The organism is Chryseobacterium sp. MMO-72, from assembly GCF_037146035.1.
Taxonomy (GTDB): Bacteria; Bacteroidota; Bacteroidia; order Flavobacteriales; family Weeksellaceae; genus Chryseobacterium; species Chryseobacterium indicum.
In genome coordinates this window covers 103,682-119,825 of sequence record NZ_JBBCWG010000010.1, presented here as the reverse complement: position 1 = coordinate 119,825, position 16,144 = coordinate 103,682, and the positions used below count along the sequence as shown (strand labels likewise).

Here is a 16,144-nt window from a genome sequence, read left to right as displayed (position 1 = left end):
ACATAAAAAATTTATAATCATGGCACTATTAAATAGAGAAAAGATTAAAACCGTAGTTTTAGAAAGTCTTGAAACGATTGCAGCTCTGCCGGAAAATCCGGAAGAAGCAAATTTTTCCGCATGGAATAATTTTCATAAGCATGTTTTTCTGTCTACATTAAAAGGCAAAATAAATGCCCTTCCTTATTTTATGAATGACGGAACTACTACACACATGGCTTATTATGATATTGCCTTGAATCCGGATTCTACTGATAACTGGGCTACTGTAAAGGATTGTATCAACTGGATTAAAAAAAACCAGAGAGTCGTTTATCTTTAATAACTTCAGATACTTTATCATGAAATATCTATTCTTATTTATCACTTTACTTATGATTCCGTCAGGTTTATCTGCACAGACAGAGACTGTTGCAGTTCCCAAGGGAATCAGCCTTAGCTTTAATAAAGGAGAAGGAGAAAACGCAGTATATCTGGATATTCAGCTAGAAATGAAAGAGAGTGATGCAATAAATTTCGATTACTGGCTCAACAATCCATCAGAAATGCCCGTATTTTCTCTTCAGTATGCTGATCAGAAACTGGATTGCCCGCTGACCGTTAAACGGCAGCTATCGGGAAATGCAGTAGGATTTAAAATCACAGGGTTCACACCATCTACTTTTGACAGATTTTTAAACAAAGATCATGACAATCAGATTACGATAAGAGTTGACAAGGATGTGAGAATAAATCTCTTTGATGAAAGGGGAAATCCCTCAAGAATATGGATTATAAAAGCGGATATAATCAACACGCTAATTAATGAAGAACTGAAAATTACTGAAGATGAACGTACAGATTTTCTTACTTCTCTTAACAACTTTTACTATCATGAGAATAAAGTCGATTTTGGGGTAAATCCGGGAAGGGACTCAATTAAAACAAACTACATTCTGTCTCTCCGTTTTCAGAATGCTTATAACAGGAAAAGATTTCTGAGCTGTAATGAAAATACGAAGAGAATGCCTGTCTATTGGAATCTGGATGCAAGATTAAGTACAAATTTCAAAGATTCTTTAAACTATATAAAAATATACCCTGCTAACTTTCTGTTTGAGAATTTTTCCGGGAAACTTCCTTACCAGCTGAGTGTAAAACTGGGAAATGAGTCGGATCAGAGCTTCATCAATAAACGTGTTGCTGCAGATGCATCAGTAAATGTGATTGTTCCCAATCTCATAAATCTTACGACAGCAGAATCCAACCGGTTACGGCTGAAACCAGTGATAACAGCAGGAATTAAAGGATATTATGATTATTCCAATGATATCACTTCATTTGCATCCGGTATGGCACATATCGACGGATATTATTATATTCCTGTTTTTAACAATTATGCCATTATTGTAGAAGCAACCTCGTTTTATGATTTCAGCAAAGAAAGAAATCCTTCCGGAAAGATACAGGGAAATTATTCAATTACATTGGGAGCTGAAATACCAAAAACAGGATTCAAGGCAATGTTTAAATATACAGACGGAAAATCGGATATTAATTTCAGGCAAGGTTCTATTATTTCCATAGGTCTGCTGATGGACTTCTTTCAGGAAAAGAAAAATAAACCGAAATAGCAAAGAAGAATAAGCAGGCTCCCTTGAAATAAAAAATAACTTCTGTATTTATTATTCTGTCGCTTTTTAATACAAGAGGCTGTTTCCGAACTGAAACAGCTTCTTCTATAAAATGAGATAATTATCTCTCCTATCCATACTTTACAGGAAATCTTTCAAAAATGATTGCTAAATTGCGTTTCGTTAAAGAAATGAAATATGCCCACCAAAAAAGACCTTCGGGAAAACCTTTCCCTTCCGACATTTGAAAACAGCAGTGAAACAGAATTATTTCAGAATAATGTGCTTCGTCCTGTTTTAAAATTGCAGAATGATATTTTCATGCAGGTATTAAGAGACTATGCGGTGAGAAAAATATCTGACTTCACTTCTCTGAAAAGCGAGCAGAAAATAAATTTCACCGAACAAAGCCTGCAAAAAGATATTGCCCTGAAAAATACCTTCATCGGAATGACAATCGGAATGCTCACTCCGGAAGAAATAACGGTCTATCTTTCGGACAGCAAATCTTTTAATAAAAGGATCATTACGATGCTTTCAGAAAGAATCAAAAGTCAGATCGAAGCTTTATAAATCAATAGATAATTGTTGAAACTATAGCTTGTTCCACATCGGATCATGTTTTAAAACCTCATCATACACGGGACAGCTTTCTGCGTGGGAACCTTTGAGATAACCGATACTCATCAGGAATTCATTCACGATTTCTCCGCCTGTAAATTTGAAGGTTTTTTTGAAAAGCTTCATCCATTCCGGTAATGTTTTGGGATGATGATGTTCCAGCCATTTTTCAAAAGAACCGAATTCTTTCTGCAGTTCTACAATGGTTTTTGCATTTTCTATAGCAGCATTTACTTTCAGCTTATTCCTGATGATTCCAGGATCGTTCAGCAGTCTTTCACGGTCAGATTCACCGTAAGAAGCCACTTTCTGAATGTCAAAATCATCATACGCCTTTCTGAAACCTTCTTCTTTCTTCAGAATGGTTTCCCAGCTCAGCCCTGCCTGATTGATTTCCATCACCAGTCTCCCGAACAGTTCATTATCATCATGAATCGGAAAACCGTAATGCTTATCATGGTATCTTTTGTGCAGTTCTCTCCTGCTTTCAGGCTGCATTCCTTCAATTGCCGCGCAATAACTCATTGTTATTATTTTTTGTGGATAGTTAAGTGCAAATATAAGCACCGGTAATGACAACTGTATGGCAGGAGAAAATTTTTATATCGTTAGATTTCTTTCTAACTTTAAAAAATATGTATTTTCGGCTCAAAATAAATTAATTGAAACCATGAAATATCTTTCGCTTCTGATTTTTATTATGTTAATATATTGCGGCAAAAAAGAATCAAAACCAATTAAAAACTCATCTGTTCCTCAACAAAACATAGCTCTTCTGGTTGATAATTCACTTACAATGATTGCGAAGGATTTTGAACCTGACAGAATTTCGGTTCTTAAAGAAACAATCAAAAATATAATTGAACATAAAAAAGAAAATCAGGCCTTTTCAATTGTTGTTTTTGCAGGTAATTCTTATATTCTATGCCCTTTAACAAAGGATAAAAATAAACTATTTGCTGCTGTAAACGGATTAAACAGGGGGATAATGAAATTAAAGCCCGGAACTAATTTTTCTAATGCTTTGCTTAATGGGATCAATTCTTTATCTGGCGAATTTGATTATAAATCAATGATGGTATTTAGCGACGGAAAAGAAACAATACAATCATATCCTTTAGAAATTCCTCTGGAGGATGCAAAAAGGAATAATATTACCATCCATACCACAATGATTACTCCTAAGGATTTTACAATATTGCCTTTAACCATAGATTCGAAAGGAAATTTTCAATTTATAAAAATGAAAGCTAAACCTGCAGACAGTGCACTTATGAAGAAAATATCTTCAGAGACAAATGGAAATTTTAAATTATTTTACACAAAACAAGAAATTCAAAAATTCAATTTTATTCAGTTCTTCGAAAGTGTTCATAAAGAGACTAAAAAAATTTCTCCTAAAATTAACGACAACGAATTGAGTAAAATTTATAAGCAAATTCAGAAAACCAATGACAGTCTCAACATCATATTTCAAAAGTAATATCAATTTTCATCAGTCATAAAAAAAACCTCCACAAAAGGAGGTTTAGTTTATGTAAGTAAAATGTTTAATGCACCCCACTCAGATCAATCTTCTCTTTGCTTTTTCGTTCTTTAATAAATAAAATGAACGGAATACAGACAAGGAAGATCACTCCCAGATAAAGGAAAACATCCATGTAAGAAAGTACGGTTGCCTGTTTCGTCACCGAAAGATCGAGCATTTTGTAGGCGGCGTTCATTGCAGCATCGGGAGTCATTCCTTTTGCGATAAAACTGCCTTTCAGAGCCTGTAATCTTTGCTGTACCGCAAAATCGGTCTGGTCGAGGTGCGAAATAAGATTCACTCTGTATTTCTGGCTCGCATTGGCAATGAATGTTGTAATCGCTGCAATTCCGAAGGAACCTCCAAGCTGTCTCATCATCCCTGTAAATGCAGCTCCCTGTCCGATTTCCTGCCCTTTCAATGTACTTAAGGAAAGCGAGGTGATCGGGATAAACAGTAAACCCAGTCCGGCTCCTCTTACAATCAGCATCCAGAAGAAGGCATCTTTTCCTGTATCCGGAGTTAATATTTTATATCCCCAGAAACTGTAGATAAAGAAGATAAACAATCCCAGTGAAACCAAAATCTGCTGTTTGGCTCCTTTCGAAAGCAGTCTTCCGATAATCGGCATCATGAAAGCCGTCGTTAAAGCCGCCGGAATCATTAAAGCACCCGACTGAAGCGCCGTCCATCCCAAAATACTCTGGGTATACAAAGGAACGATAAATGTAGATCCGTACAAACCAAATCCTAAAACGAACGACATCACGGTTCCGATTCTTAAGTTTCCGTTTTTCAGAACACGCAGTTCTACAATCGGATATTTAAAGGTAAGTTCTCTCCAGAGGAAAAGGATAAATCCTAAAACGGCAGCTACGGTAAAGAAAACGATCATTCCGCTGGCAAACCAGTCTTCTTCATGACCTCTTTCCAGAATAAACTGTAAGGAACCTACGGTAATTGCCAATAATGCAATTCCAATCCAGTCTACATCCGAAACTTTACGTTTTTCGGCATACTTCGGACTTCTTACAAACTGAAGCGTCATTAAGGTTGCCGCAATCCCGATCGGAATATTGATGTAGAAAATGTAAGGCCAGCTGAAATTATCCACAATATATCCTCCCAACGGCGGACCCAATGTAGGACCGATAATTACACCAAGTCCGTAAATTGCCTGTGCCATACTTCTTTTTTCAAGCGGATAAGATTCCGTGATGATGGTTTGTGAAGTTACCAGAAGCGCTCCCCCACCGATTCCCTGCATGAGACGGAAAAATACAAGCTCCCAGATGTTGGTCGCATTTCCGCATAAAAAGGAGAAAACGGTAAATATAATGATGGAAGCCGCGAAATAGTTTCTTCGCCCGAACTGCTGGGAAAGCCAGCTCGTCATCGGAACAATAATTACATTTCCGATCGCATATGCGGTGATTACCCATCCTACTTCGGATAGTGTGGCTCCAAGATTCCCCTTCATTTCATTAAGGGCAACGTTTACAATCGTGGAATCCACTATTTCAAGCAAAGCACAAAGAATTGCCGTAATCGTAATGATTACTCTTCGGGCTCCGTATTCTACTAATGAATCTTGCATAGTTTTTTTAGTGTTGTTTTAAAAATCAAGAGATTTGAGATTCGGAAATATGAACAAGTTTTTACGAACCAACTTTGTTCTCTCATCACGGGGATGAGGTTTAAGAAAAATTTAGCTGATTAAAATTTCATCAAAGTATTTCCAAATCTCTAAATTTCTCAATTTTAAAAAAGTGAATTGTCAATAATCATCCTCTGCATGGTCTTATTTTTACCTCTGCATTTTCCTCTTCATGATTTGTCTTCATTAAACCGGAATTCTGCTGCATCGTTCAGCTTCATCATTTCAACATCAATTTTCTTCTTCATATCCGGTAACTGCTTCATCAATCTTCTTCGTTGCCCTGTTTCCTCTTCATGATCTTTCTGCATTTACACTGGAAACTTCTTCATGGATCAACTTCATCATTTCCACATCTTTCGCTGATCTCAGTTTCATTGATCCGGCATCGACCTCATCCCCAATCTTCAAATTCTTTTCATTAAAAAATGGCTTCTCCTTCAAAAATTGACAATTCACTTATATATTTTTGAAAAAAGTGAATTGCAGTTATCAATCTTTCATTGTCAATTTACTACTTCATTTACATCTCATAACCGATCTGCTTCTGCATTGCTGACAATTCACTTATTTTATATTTTATTTTAAAGAAACTTCTGCTTTTACATTCATCCCTGTTCTTAGTCTTTTAGAAACCTCTTTATCAAGATTTACAAAATCGATCTTTACAGGAAGTCTCTGTACTACTTTTACGAAGTTACCACTCGCATTATCCGGAGGAAGTATAGAGAACGTCGCTCCTGTTGCCGGAGAGAAAGAACTTACCACACCGTCAAACTCTCTGTCCGGAAAAGCATCAATCTCAATTTTTACTTTTTGCCCTTCCACCATTTTATCAATCTGAGTTTCTTTGAAATTTGCAATTACCCATTTCTGGTCATTTTTAACCAAAGAAAACAATTGCGAACCTGCCTGCAAATACTGTCCTGCCTGAATTGGCACTTTTCCTACATATCCGTCTTCCGGTGCTACAATTACCGTGTAAGATAAATTCAGTCTTGCATTTTCCACATCCACTTCTCTCTGTTTTGCAACGGAATTTGCCACTCCGATCTGCTGAGAACTTGCGGCGGTCTGAGAAGAAGCAATATTCGTTTGCTGTGCAATCTGGTTTCTCTGATCGATTAAAACCTGAAGCTGCTTATCTGCAGACTGTTTTGCTGCCAAAGCCTGCTCATACTGCTGTTCTGTAATAGAGTGGTCTTTCACAAGATTGGCATATCTTTTTAAATCCTGAGAAGTTTTCCAAACGTTTACTTTTGCGGCTTCAATCTGTGCATTCGCCGTAGTAACAGCGGCTTCAGAAGAATTTATATTTTTTGAAGTTGCCGTTGTGGAAGCCTGCGCATTAGAGATGCTGCTTTTTGCTGTTGCCAAAGCTGCTTCTGCCTGCTGCAAAGCCATTTTCTGGTCTCTGCTGTCCAATATAACCAAAGTGTCCCCTTTTTTTACAAACTGGTTATCCTTTACTTTTACTTCCGTTACGTATCCTGAAATTTTAGAAATTACAGGAGCCATATTGGACGCGATCTGTGCATCGTCTGTTTCTTCATGAACCTGCCCGTAAGAATAGGTTCTGTAACCGTAGATTCCTCCTCCGATTAAAACTACGGCTAATATGATAGGGAAAACTAAACTTTTTTTCTTTTTTGGTTCAGTCGTTTGTGTAGTATTATTTTCCATTGTGGGTATAGTTCTTAATTTTATTTATTTGTTAAAGTTCCGGTAGTCTGCAATAGTTTTCTGTAGGCTAAAACGGCATCTGCTTTGGCATTGATTACCCCTACATTCGCAGAAATCTGTGCTGCATCTGCATCCAGAAGCTCCGTCATTGTAGCCAGACCATTATCATATTTATTTTTTGTAATTCTGTAATTTTCGTTAGCCTGTTCTGCAGATTTTTCGAAAACGGCAATTCTCTTTTTAGAATAATCTGTATTCTGGTATTCTCTGTTTACATCAAGCTTGATGTTGTCGTTTAGCAATTCATTAGTTGCAGCCAGCTGCATTTCTTTTGCTTTTGACTGCTTAAGCGAAGAGTTTTCTTTCCATAGGTTTGAAAGATTGTAAGAAATTCCTACGCCAACATTTACGGCATTGTAAATCGTTAAAAACTTCGGAATGTCTGCCGCCACATAACCTCCTGTAAAAGCAATGGAAGGAAGATTTTCAGCTTTCGCAGATTTTGTTCCCAAAGCTGCTGCCTGTCTCTGCTTATCCAAAGACTGAAGATCTTTACGGTTTTCTCTGGCTTCATTTAAATAAAAATCAAGCGGTTTTACTTCATTTCCTTCTTCAATATAGTTTTGATCTACCTCGATTTCGGTGGTTTCCGGAAGTCCAAGCAATAAATCCATATTGATATTGGCAATATTGTAGTTGTTTTTTGCTTCCAGTAACTGAAGTTCTATGTTTGAAGTCTGCAAACTTGCTTTTAAACGGTCATTTCTCGCAATTACTCCGTTATTTTCAAGTTTAAGGAATGTTTCGTCTCTTTTTTGAGAAGCGGTAAGGTTTTCTTCTAAAACTTTAATGGACTGGTTGGCTTTAAACAAATTATTGTAAGCCTGCGCAACATTGTAAGCAATGGCTACTTTATCGTTTTCAGTAGTTAATTTAGATGCTTCCACTAAATATTTTGCAGATTCTATTCCGTATTTTATTCTTCCTCCGCTGTAAATCGGAACGCTGACATTCGCTGATCCGTAGGCAACCTGATGAACTTCCGGACCTCCTCCGGAAACTCCGGGAAGTTTAATATCAATATTCGGTTTAAAAGGAAGATACATGTAGCTTCCTGAAACCTTAAGCTCGGGAAGCTGTCTGTTTTTAGCTTCCAGAAGATTCGCAGTGGCTTCTTCTATTTTTGCAGCATCAATCTTAAGATTTTTGCTGTTCTGGATTCCCAACTGCACAGCATCATCAAGAGTGAGGGTCTTTTTCTCCTGAGCATTTGCGTTTGCAATCCCTACGAATAGAGCGAGCGCAAGGACTGAGTTATTTATTTTCTTCATAACCTAGAAGGTCTTTTAGTAGATATTTAATATGTTTATTAAGTTCTGTGTAATATTTTTCATCAAAAACTTCTTCTTCATTGGTGTCGTTCAGGAATTCTTTATACATTTCTTTGGCATTAGAAGCGTAAAATAAAGTTCCGCTCACCGTGGAATGAAGAAGGTAGATCGGAGGATTTTTTGTAAAAATTCCTTTCTGAAGACCGCTTTCCAGAATTTTTGAATACATGGAAATGAATCCCATTTTGGTTTCTTTCAGAAATTCTACGATCTGTGGATTTTCTGCGTGAAGCTGTTCTCTCTGCATGATCCTATAGAAACATTTGTTGTGTCTTACTTTTCCTGCAAACTGATCTACAATTTTTTCAACTTTTTCCCATTCGTTGATATCGGTTCTTTCGATAATATCTTTGGAAAAAAACTGTCCCTCGCTCATTCTGTATTCTACCAGTTTCTCGTACAGTTTTTCTTTGGAACCGAAATAATAAGAGATCATAGAAATATTAACATTTGCAGCTTTGGCAATTTCTCTTGTAGAAGTTCCTTCAAAACCTTTCTCTGCGAAAAGTTTCTCTGCGGCAAATAATATATTTTCTTCTTTTGAAATCATCTTTACTCTTGTATCTGTTTTTTCGGGTGCAAATCTACGACCAATTTTTCATAAATCAAACGATTGATTGATTTTTAATTAAAATTTAATTTTTTTTTAATCTTAAATTCCTCTGAATAGAAAAATTACTATATTTGGATTCATTAAAAATTTAGATCATGAAAAAAATAGTTTCAGTTTTAGCGATTGCTTTGTTCACGCTGAACTTTGCACAGGAAACTCCAAAAGGTGCATGCTGTGCAGGAAAAGACAAGAAAGAATGTTCTGTAAAAGACAAGAAAGCCTGCGGAGATCATCATAAAGACTGTGATGCTAAGCACAAAACAGCAGAGAACAGCACGAAAACAACTGATAAAAAAGCTGCTAAAGTAAAGAAAACAGCTTAACAATAAAAAACTCCGAATTCGTTTCGGAGTTTTTATTTAGCTTTTATGGATGTATCTTGATAATTTTATTCCAAGATCTGTCCAGACAATTTTAGGATTTCCGTTTCGGGTTAAGTGCAGATCGGCAGTGCTGATTTCTTCAAGAATACTTTCAATATTGGCTCCGCTGATAAATTTTGAGAATCCCATCCAGTTGAAACCATTGGCATCAATCTTTTTATAGACTAAATTCTCAGACTGATAATTCTGAAGCAAAGCGAGTCTGAAAATTTCGGAACAGTAGTTTAAGAAGTTTTTCTGTTTTTCACGGTTCCATCCTGCAATTTCTCTTGCCCAGAGAATAATGCTTCGTAGAAATTCAGGTTTCTTTTTCACCATAAATGCATCACGAACCCATTGTACAAAAAGTTTTTCAAACTCATCGGTTTTATTTCCGGATTGTAAAAGTTTTAAGGCTTCATTCAGATCTCCCTGAGCCTGATGGATGATTTCCCCTGTCTTGTCTTCTGAAAGATTATAGTTTTTTTTCAGATACATTTCCAGATCTTCATCGTTTATTCTCGGTACTTCTACAATCTGCGTTCTTGAAAGAATGGTAGGTAAAATATCGTTGGTAGATTCTGCGGTAAGCAGAATAATTGTTTTCGCAGGAGGTTCTTCTAAAAACTTCAGGAATTTGTTGGATGCAGCGACATTCATTTTATCGGCTCTCCAGACGATGAGAATTTTAGTTCCGCCTTCGTAACTTTTTAAAGAAAATTTCTGGTTCTGCTCATCAATTTCATCTGCCGAAATAAAAAGCTGCTTGTTTTCGGATTCTAAAACAGCCGTCCATTCATCATATCCTGCATAGGGAGATTTAAGAACCATATCCCTGAATTCATCAAATTTATTTTTGCTTAATGAGTTTTTGTTATCCGTAAAAACCGGAAAACTGAAATGCAGATCGAGATGATTGAGATGCTCCACTTTCGCTCCTGCGTGTGGATTTTCGCTGCTCAGAATTTCTTTGGCATACGCCAATGCAACCGGCAATGTTCCATAGCCTTCTCTGCCTACAAAAAGCTGGGCATGGCTTACTCTGCTTTCGGCGATACTGTCTCTAAGAAGTTTTTTTAGACTTTCCTGTCCGGCAATGTTCTCCCAATTCATGATTCAAAGATAAGAAATTTGTAATTCGCAGAATGTGAATTTTTACTTCGCAGGTGAATTTTGCATTGCAGATCTATTGTGAATTTTATCATACAGTATATAGATAATGTATAAAAATTCACAGCCAAAGCGAATTTACAATTAAGAATTCATCATAATTATAGCTATTCATCCCCCTTAACAAACTTTAACCTCTTATAATTTTTACAATTCATTAATATTTAAGATATTTGCGCATTGTTTTAAAAATAAAGAATGAAAAAAATCTTTGTACTATCATTGATATCAGTTGGATATTTCCTTAACGCGCAGAATCTGAGTAACTCTCCTTATGCAACTTACGGAATCGGAGATGTAAAATATGATAATACGATCGAAACTACCTCAATGGGAGGTATATCTACCGCTTTTATAAGTGATTTTACAAGTAATTTCAATTTTGCAAACCCTGCAAACAATGCTAATTTCGAGCTTACAAGTATCAAGCTGGAAGCTACCAACGAAAACAATTACTTTAAAACAAACTATAACAATACGAAGTCTACCAAACATTCTACGTATTTATCGAATATTTCAATTGCTTTTCCACTGTCTCCCAAACTGAAGATGGGGTTTTCTTATCAGCCGTACAGCTCAAAAAGCTACGAGATTATCCACAGAGATACATTGTCCTCCGGCAATATAAGAGCCAACAGATTTAAAGGAAGCGGGACACTGAATACGGTACAAATGGCTTTAGGATATAAAGTGAACGATAAACTTGCTGTTGGAGCAAGAGCGAATTACTACTTCGGAAATCTTTATGACCTGAATGAACTGGCTTATTCCAATGCAGAGTTAATTAACGGATATGAAACCAAAAACAGCATCCATAATTTTAACTTTACCTTAGGAGCAAGTTACCAGAATCTGAATACGAGTACAGACAGAAAGCTTACCATCGGGGCAACTACTACCTTCGGAAATACAAGTAATATGACGAGCGATTACGTAAACAGTACCTACTTCTATTCTGATGCTGCTGCCACTGTAAAAAGTAATGAAAGCATCATCGACCAGAAAAGTACAAACTCTAAAAATCTTCTGCCTTTACAGGCTTCTGTCGGAGTAGGATACGGAGAAGAGAACAAATGGTTCCTTTCTCTTCAGGGAGATTATAAAAAAGGTGCGAGTATTGGCTATTTCGGAAGTACGCTTGATCTTCAGGATTCCTACAGAATTTCTGCCGGAGGATGGTACCTGCCGAATTTTAATAATTTCAGAAGCTATTTTTCAAGAATTGTTTACAGATACGGAGCTTTTTATGAGAAAGGAAGTCTTCAGATCGCTGGACAGAACATCAATAAGTTCGGAGTTTCTGCAGGAGTACTTCTTCCATTCAAAAACAGCAGCATAACAAGAATGAGCGGTCTTGAACTTGGACTGGAAATCGGAAAAAGAGGAACTACTAAAAACAACCTGATCAACCAAAACTTTGTAAACCTGAGAGTTGGTTTCAATTTTGCGGATAAGTGGTTCAGAAAGACTCTATACAACTAAAATGAAGTTTTTTAGAAACATATCATACAAAAAAAATATAGCATACCTTTTTAGTTGTGCTATATTTTTTGCTATAACTTCCTGTGAAGAAGATCTTACGAAAAATAAAGGTAAGCAGAGTAAAAACTTTCCTTCACAGATCATTAATAATGCAAACATCATCCAGAGAGATTCGGGGTTTGTGACAATGAGAGCTAAAGCACCAATCATCGAAAAATATGAACTGATCGATAGTCCTTATACGGTTGCAAGAAAAGGAATTGACATTCAGTTTTTCGACAAGAAGAAACCGAAAATTCCCGGAACCATTAAAGCTAAATATGCTAAATTCTACGATTATAAAAAGTTTTACGAAGCGAAAGGAAACGTAAGAATTACCACCAATGAAGGCGATAAATTTGCCATGCAGAGTATTTACTGGGATCAGGTAAAGAAAAATATTTATACAAAAGATACGGTGTACGTAACGAGAAAAGACGGAAGTACGCTGATCGGCGCGCACGGAATGCGTGCAAAAGATGATTTTTCTGAATATGTTTTCTTCCAGAATTCAGGAGATTTTGCCGCGCCTGAAATATCTCAAAACAAAAAATAATCAGATGGTTTTCCATGCAATCGGATTGATGTCCGGAACAAGTTTAGACGGACTGGATATCTGTTTTGCCAGATTTGAAAAACAAGATGAATGGACATTCAAAATACTGAAAGCAGAAACACTTCCCTACTCTAAAAACTGGGAAGATAAGCTTAGAAAATCTATTTATCTTTCTGCAGAAGAACTGCTGGAACTGAACTCGGAATACGGTTTTTATTTAGGAAAATCGGTTAAAAGTTTTATTGAAAAGCATCAGATAAAAACAGTTGATCTCATCGCTTCTCACGGTCATACGGTTTTTCATCAGCCTCAGAAAAAATTTACTTTACAGATTGGCGACGGAAGAGCGGTTAAACTCGAAACAAGTTTACCTGTGGTCTATGATTTCAGAAGTCAGGATGTTTTGATGGGTGGAAACGGAGCGCCTCTTGTCCCAATTGGTGACGAGTTGTTGTTTTCGGAATACGATGCCTGTCTGAATCTGGGCGGATTTTCTAACATTTCCATGAAAATTCAGAACAAAAGAATCGCTTTCGACATTGCTCCGGTCAATATTATTCTGAATAAATTAGCTCAGAAATTCAACAAAAATTTCGATGAAAACGGAAATTTAGCAAGAAGGGGAAGAATTAATGAAGATTTATTGTCTAAATTGAATTCGTTGGATTTTTACAGCCAGTCTCATCCAAAATCGTTAGGAATTGAATGGTGCAACGAAAATATTTTCCCTCTTTTTGAAGATATTGATACCGTAGATGTAATGGCAACTTTTACGGAACATACTGCGGAACAGATTTCAAAAGTTTTCAATAATTACCAACTTAAGCGTGTCTTATTTACAGGTGGCGGAGCTTATAATCAATACTTCACTGAAAAAATAAAAGCCAAAACGGATGCTGAGATCGTCATTCCGGAAAAAGAAATTATTGATTTCAAAGAGGCTTTAATCTTTGCATTGATGGGAGTTCTCCGGAATAATAATGAAATTAATGTTTTGTCTTCAGCAACGGGAAGCTCACAGGATCACAGTTCGGGAATTATTGCTTAAAACATAAAAAAACCTTCATTGCTGAAGGTTTTCATTTATTTATAAACTTCGATCTTATCGGTAAGCGTATTAATGAAATTCTGAAGAGGTTTTTCTACCATCATTTTAATAAATGGATTGAATTTTCCTTCAAATAACATCTGAACTTCGGTCTGATTTTCATTTAGAGGGTTTAAAGCCGCTGTTAAAGAAAAATCTAAGCTTGAACTTGCAGATCTCAGCACCGCTTTTTCATCAGTAACTTCTTCAATTTTCAGAGCAATTTCCGGCATTCCCTGCAATCCGAATTTAAATCCATTTTCTCTCGTTTCAAATTTCTGAAGACCGTCCGGCATGAAATCTTTGTAATTTTCTGGCGATTTCAGGATTTCTACCAGGTCTTTAGATGATTTATTAACAATAATCTTTCGTCCTTCTAAATTCATTTTTTATTTTTGTATTTAAATTCTTAATTCTTACAAATATATGTATAAAGTTTTTGTGAACGAAAAAAAATTACTGTTGTCTAAGCAATCTGAAAACTTAGAAAAAACGCTTGGATACGAAAACGTCACAAGCCTGGAAATCGCTTTGGATCTTCTGGAAAATACATCGGTAAAAGAATTGAATGTTTTTGGTGAAAACATCGATGAAATCTGGTCAGAATTTCAGAAATTATTCAGAATTATAGAAGCTGCGGGCGGTATTGTAAATAATTCTGCGGGTGAAATCCTTTTCATCAAAAGGTTAGGTAAATGGGATCTTCCGAAAGGGAAAATGGAGAAAGGCGAATCTCGTGAAGAGTCTGCGGTAAGGGAAATTGAAGAAGAAACCGGGCTTACGAATGTAGAACTGGTGAAGTTCATCAATACAACGTACCATATTTATGTTGAAAGAAACGGCGATAAGGTTTTAAAATGCACACATTGGTTTGAAATGAATTTCTATGGGGAAGATACTTCAAAACCTCAGATTGAAGAAGGAATTACAGAAGTTGCCTGGAAAAACGCTGTTCAGATTGAAGATGAGGTTTTTCCAAGCACATTCAAAAATATTAAACTGATTGTGGAAGAATTCCGAAATATGAAGACTAAATAAAGTCTATTGATTTTTCGAGAGCAATTCCTCTGGAACCTTTTAATAATATATTTTCTGAAAGAATTTTATTAAGTTTTAAATATTCTGTTAATTCGGCTGTGCTTTCAAAAGCTGTTTCCGAAGAATTTACCTTTTTAAAATTCTTTCCGACTGTGATAATCTGGTCAAAACCTAATTCCTGAGCTAAATTTAAAATATTCTGATGCTCTTTTTCACTTTCATCACCCAACTCGAGCATATCGCCGATTATAATAGTTTTTGAACCCTCAAAAGTGATGAAATTCTGCAAAGAAGCGCTCATAGAACTCGGATTGGCATTGTAAGTGTCCAAAACCAGTGTTCTTCCGTCTTTTTTAACAACCTGAGAGCGCATGTTGGTTGGGGTATACTCTTCAATGGCATTTTTTATTTTTTCAAAATCAATCCCGAAATGAAGTCCCAAGCTCACTGCTGCACAAAGATTGGTAAAATTATATTCTCCGGTCAGTTTTGAAACTGCCTTTCGGTTATCATATTTAATGCCTACAAAATTTTCTTCTGAGAATAATTCAAACTGATAATCTGAATTTTCTTTTCCAAAAGTAATTTTCGGGGAATAATTTTCAGTTTTTTCCACCTGAACTGGATCATTTTCGTTAACGATAATCGTTTTTTTATGATCTTTAAGATAGTCGTACAGCTCAGATTTTCCTTTAATAACACCTTCATATCCTCCGAAACCTTCCAGATGTGCTTTACCAAAATTGGTAATGTAGCCAAAATCGGGTTGGGAAATTGAACTTAAAAGGGAGATTTCTTTCTGATGGTTGGCTCCCATTTCTATCACTGCCATTTCATGTTCCGGCTTAATGGAAAGGATGGTTAAAGGAACTCCGATGTGATTATTCAGATTTCCTATAGTATACTGTACATTAAACTTTTCGGAAAGAACAGCATGAATAATTTCTTTTGTGGTGGTTTTTCCATTACTTCCGGTTAACCCGATCACAGGAATCTGCAGTTGTTTTCTGTGATAAATGGCAAGCTGCTGCAAAAATTCCAGTGTGGAATGAGCAAAGAAAATATTTTTCTCTTTATTTTCGAATTCCTTCTGTTCAACAATTACGGCTAAAGCTCCGCTTTCAATTGCCTGTTCAGCCAAAGTTGCTGCATTAAAATTTTCTCCTGAAAAAGCGAAGAAAATATCATTCTTACCGATTTTTCTGCTGTCGATAGTTACTTTTTCAGATTGTAAAAATAAAGGATAAAACTGTTCTATATTCATACTTCAAAAATAAAAAAACCCTCCAGAATTCCGGAGGGTT

At 36.2% G+C, this 16,144-nt stretch carries 19 protein-coding genes; 9 read left to right on the top strand and 10 right to left on the bottom strand.

Annotated elements, in window-relative coordinates:
- The first annotated feature begins 19 nt into the window (after positions 1 to 19).
- From WFH39_RS14310 to WFH39_RS14300, 3 genes are all read left to right on the top strand, one after another.
- Positions 20 to 322 (top strand): hypothetical protein, encoded by a 303-nt coding sequence (locus WFH39_RS14310; protein ID WP_336690415.1) that lies wholly within the window; start codon positions 20 to 22, stop codon positions 320 to 322.
- Positions 323 to 341: 19 nt separating this feature from the next.
- Positions 342 to 1,613 carry a hypothetical protein gene (locus tag WFH39_RS14305; RefSeq protein ID WP_336690414.1) on the top strand — a complete coding sequence of 424 codons (1,272 nt, stop codon included), beginning with the start codon at positions 342 to 344 and terminating at the stop codon, positions 1,611 to 1,613.
- A gap of 198 nt (positions 1,614 to 1,811) precedes the next feature.
- Entirely contained in the window at positions 1,812 to 2,186 is a 375-nt protein-coding gene (locus WFH39_RS14300) for a glyoxalase (protein ID WP_336690413.1), read from the top strand.
- 21 nt (positions 2,187 to 2,207) lie between these two features.
- Here the strand turns inward: WFH39_RS14300 and WFH39_RS14295 are convergent, their stop codons facing one another.
- Positions 2,208 to 2,759: a DNA-3-methyladenine glycosylase I gene (locus WFH39_RS14295; RefSeq protein WP_336690412.1), complete on the bottom strand. Its 552-nt coding sequence runs from the start codon at positions 2,757 to 2,759 to the stop codon at positions 2,208 to 2,210.
- Positions 2,760 to 2,817: 58 nt separating this feature from the next.
- Here WFH39_RS14295 and WFH39_RS14290 point away from each other — a divergent pair, with 58 nt between their 5' ends.
- Entirely contained in the window at positions 2,818 to 3,717 is a 900-nt protein-coding gene (locus WFH39_RS14290) for a vWA domain-containing protein (protein WP_336690411.1), read from the top strand.
- Positions 3,718 to 3,784: 67 nt separating this feature from the next.
- Here the strand turns inward: WFH39_RS14290 and WFH39_RS14285 are convergent, their stop codons facing one another.
- The 6 genes from WFH39_RS14285 to WFH39_RS14260 form a co-directional block, all read right to left on the bottom strand.
- A complete protein-coding gene (locus tag WFH39_RS14285; RefSeq protein ID WP_336690410.1) occupies positions 3,785 to 5,359 on the bottom strand; it encodes a DHA2 family efflux MFS transporter permease subunit in 1,575 nt (524 codons plus the stop codon).
- A gap of 230 nt (positions 5,360 to 5,589) precedes the next feature.
- Positions 5,590 to 5,730 carry a hypothetical protein gene (locus WFH39_RS14280; protein ID WP_336690409.1) on the bottom strand — a complete coding sequence of 47 codons (141 nt, stop codon included), beginning with the start codon at positions 5,728 to 5,730 and terminating at the stop codon, positions 5,590 to 5,592.
- Positions 5,714 to 5,878, bottom strand: coding sequence for a hypothetical protein (locus WFH39_RS14275; protein WP_336690408.1), 165 nt, complete (start codon positions 5,876 to 5,878; stop codon positions 5,714 to 5,716). The genes WFH39_RS14280 and WFH39_RS14275 overlap by 17 nt, the downstream gene beginning before the upstream one ends.
- A 120-nt stretch (positions 5,879 to 5,998) precedes the next feature.
- Positions 5,999 to 7,102, bottom strand: a complete 1,104-nt coding sequence (locus WFH39_RS14270; RefSeq protein WP_235130050.1) for an HlyD family secretion protein — start codon at positions 7,100 to 7,102, stop codon at positions 5,999 to 6,001.
- Positions 7,103 to 7,122: 20 nt separating this feature from the next.
- Positions 7,123 to 8,433: a TolC family protein gene (locus WFH39_RS14265; RefSeq protein ID WP_336690407.1), complete on the bottom strand. Its 1,311-nt coding sequence runs from the start codon at positions 8,431 to 8,433 to the stop codon at positions 7,123 to 7,125.
- The gene (locus WFH39_RS14260) at positions 8,417 to 9,043 is read right to left on the bottom strand and encodes a TetR/AcrR family transcriptional regulator (protein WP_076394742.1); all 627 of its coding nucleotides are present in this window, start codon (positions 9,041 to 9,043) and stop codon (positions 8,417 to 8,419) included. Before WFH39_RS14260 ends, WFH39_RS14265 begins: the two co-directional genes overlap by 17 nt.
- Before the next feature lie 158 nt (positions 9,044 to 9,201).
- Between WFH39_RS14260 and WFH39_RS14255 the strand changes: the two genes are divergently transcribed.
- Entirely contained in the window at positions 9,202 to 9,429 is a 228-nt protein-coding gene (locus WFH39_RS14255) for a hypothetical protein (protein ID WP_214590391.1), read from the top strand.
- A gap of 36 nt (positions 9,430 to 9,465) precedes the next feature.
- Here the strand turns inward: WFH39_RS14255 and WFH39_RS14250 are convergent, their stop codons facing one another.
- Complete coding sequence (locus WFH39_RS14250; protein ID WP_336690406.1) at positions 9,466 to 10,581, bottom strand: DNA polymerase III subunit; 1,116 nt, start codon at positions 10,579 to 10,581, stop codon at positions 9,466 to 9,468.
- Positions 10,582 to 10,836: 255 nt separating this feature from the next.
- On the opposite strand from WFH39_RS14250, the gene WFH39_RS14245 reads away from it, so the two are divergent.
- The 3 genes from WFH39_RS14245 to WFH39_RS14235 are packed head-to-tail and all read left to right on the top strand — an operon-like array spanning position 10,837 to position 13,763.
- Entirely contained in the window at positions 10,837 to 12,120 is a 1,284-nt protein-coding gene (locus WFH39_RS14245) for a hypothetical protein (RefSeq protein ID WP_336690405.1), read from the top strand.
- Between the two features lies 1 nt (position 12,121).
- Positions 12,122 to 12,715 carry an LPS export ABC transporter periplasmic protein LptC gene (gene lptC / locus WFH39_RS14240; RefSeq protein WP_214590394.1) on the top strand — a complete coding sequence of 198 codons (594 nt, stop codon included), beginning with the start codon at positions 12,122 to 12,124 and terminating at the stop codon, positions 12,713 to 12,715.
- 4 nt (positions 12,716 to 12,719) lie between these two features.
- On the top strand, positions 12,720 to 13,763 hold the full coding sequence (locus tag WFH39_RS14235) for an anhydro-N-acetylmuramic acid kinase (RefSeq protein WP_336690404.1): 1,044 nt from the start codon (positions 12,720 to 12,722) through the stop codon (positions 13,761 to 13,763).
- Between the two features lie 35 nt (positions 13,764 to 13,798).
- Here the strand turns inward: WFH39_RS14235 and WFH39_RS14230 are convergent, their stop codons facing one another.
- Positions 13,799 to 14,188, bottom strand: a complete 390-nt coding sequence (locus WFH39_RS14230) for an SRPBCC family protein (protein WP_336690403.1) — start codon at positions 14,186 to 14,188, stop codon at positions 13,799 to 13,801.
- 40 nt (positions 14,189 to 14,228) lie between these two features.
- Here WFH39_RS14230 and WFH39_RS14225 point away from each other — a divergent pair, with 40 nt between their 5' ends.
- Positions 14,229 to 14,840 (top strand): NUDIX hydrolase, encoded by a 612-nt coding sequence (locus WFH39_RS14225; protein WP_214590396.1) that lies wholly within the window; start codon positions 14,229 to 14,231, stop codon positions 14,838 to 14,840.
- On the opposite strand, the gene WFH39_RS14220 is transcribed toward WFH39_RS14225, so the two are convergent.
- Positions 14,833 to 16,104: a UDP-N-acetylmuramoyl-tripeptide--D-alanyl-D-alanine ligase gene (locus WFH39_RS14220; RefSeq protein WP_336690402.1), complete on the bottom strand. Its 1,272-nt coding sequence runs from the start codon at positions 16,102 to 16,104 to the stop codon at positions 14,833 to 14,835. The two genes, WFH39_RS14225 and WFH39_RS14220, sit on opposite strands and share 8 nt — an antisense overlap.
- Between the last annotated feature and the right edge of the window lie 40 nt (positions 16,105 to 16,144).

Bases quoted from the DNA above. Each gene is read 5' to 3' on its own strand.
- WFH39_RS14220 (WP_336690402.1), bottom strand. From the start codon at position 16,104: ATGAATATAGAACAGTTTTATCCTTTATTTTTACAATCTGAAAAAGTA.
- WFH39_RS14265 (WP_336690407.1), bottom strand. From the start codon at position 8,433: ATGAAGAAAATAAATAACTCAGTCCTTGCGCTCGCTCTATTCGTAGGG.
- WFH39_RS14280 (WP_336690409.1), bottom strand. From the start codon at position 5,730: ATGCAGAAAGATCATGAAGAGGAAACAGGGCAACGAAGAAGATTGATG.
- WFH39_RS14295 (WP_336690412.1), bottom strand. From the start codon at position 2,759: ATGAGTTATTGCGCGGCAATTGAAGGAATGCAGCCTGAAAGCAGGAGA.
- WFH39_RS14270 (WP_235130050.1), bottom strand. From the start codon at position 7,102: ATGGAAAATAATACTACACAAACGACTGAACCAAAAAAGAAAAAAAGT.
- WFH39_RS14235 (WP_336690404.1), top strand. From the start codon at position 12,720: ATGGTTTTCCATGCAATCGGATTGATGTCCGGAACAAGTTTAGACGGA.
- WFH39_RS14230 (WP_336690403.1), bottom strand. From the start codon at position 14,188: ATGAATTTAGAAGGACGAAAGATTATTGTTAATAAATCATCTAAAGAC.
- WFH39_RS14260 (WP_076394742.1), bottom strand. From the start codon at position 9,043: ATGATTTCAAAAGAAGAAAATATATTATTTGCCGCAGAGAAACTTTTC.
- WFH39_RS14255 (WP_214590391.1), top strand. From the start codon at position 9,202: ATGAAAAAAATAGTTTCAGTTTTAGCGATTGCTTTGTTCACGCTGAAC.
- WFH39_RS14245 (WP_336690405.1), top strand. From the start codon at position 10,837: ATGAAAAAAATCTTTGTACTATCATTGATATCAGTTGGATATTTCCTT.
- lptC (WP_214590394.1), top strand. From the start codon at position 12,122: ATGAAGTTTTTTAGAAACATATCATACAAAAAAAATATAGCATACCTT.
- WFH39_RS14285 (WP_336690410.1), bottom strand. From the start codon at position 5,359: ATGCAAGATTCATTAGTAGAATACGGAGCCCGAAGAGTAATCATTACG.
- WFH39_RS14290 (WP_336690411.1), top strand. From the start codon at position 2,818: ATGGCAGGAGAAAATTTTTATATCGTTAGATTTCTTTCTAACTTTAAA.
- WFH39_RS14225 (WP_214590396.1), top strand. From the start codon at position 14,229: ATGTATAAAGTTTTTGTGAACGAAAAAAAATTACTGTTGTCTAAGCAA.
- WFH39_RS14250 (WP_336690406.1), bottom strand. From the start codon at position 10,581: ATGAATTGGGAGAACATTGCCGGACAGGAAAGTCTAAAAAAACTTCTT.
- WFH39_RS14300 (WP_336690413.1), top strand. From the start codon at position 1,812: ATGCCCACCAAAAAAGACCTTCGGGAAAACCTTTCCCTTCCGACATTT.
- WFH39_RS14305 (WP_336690414.1), top strand. From the start codon at position 342: ATGAAATATCTATTCTTATTTATCACTTTACTTATGATTCCGTCAGGT.
- WFH39_RS14310 (WP_336690415.1), top strand. From the start codon at position 20: ATGGCACTATTAAATAGAGAAAAGATTAAAACCGTAGTTTTAGAAAGT.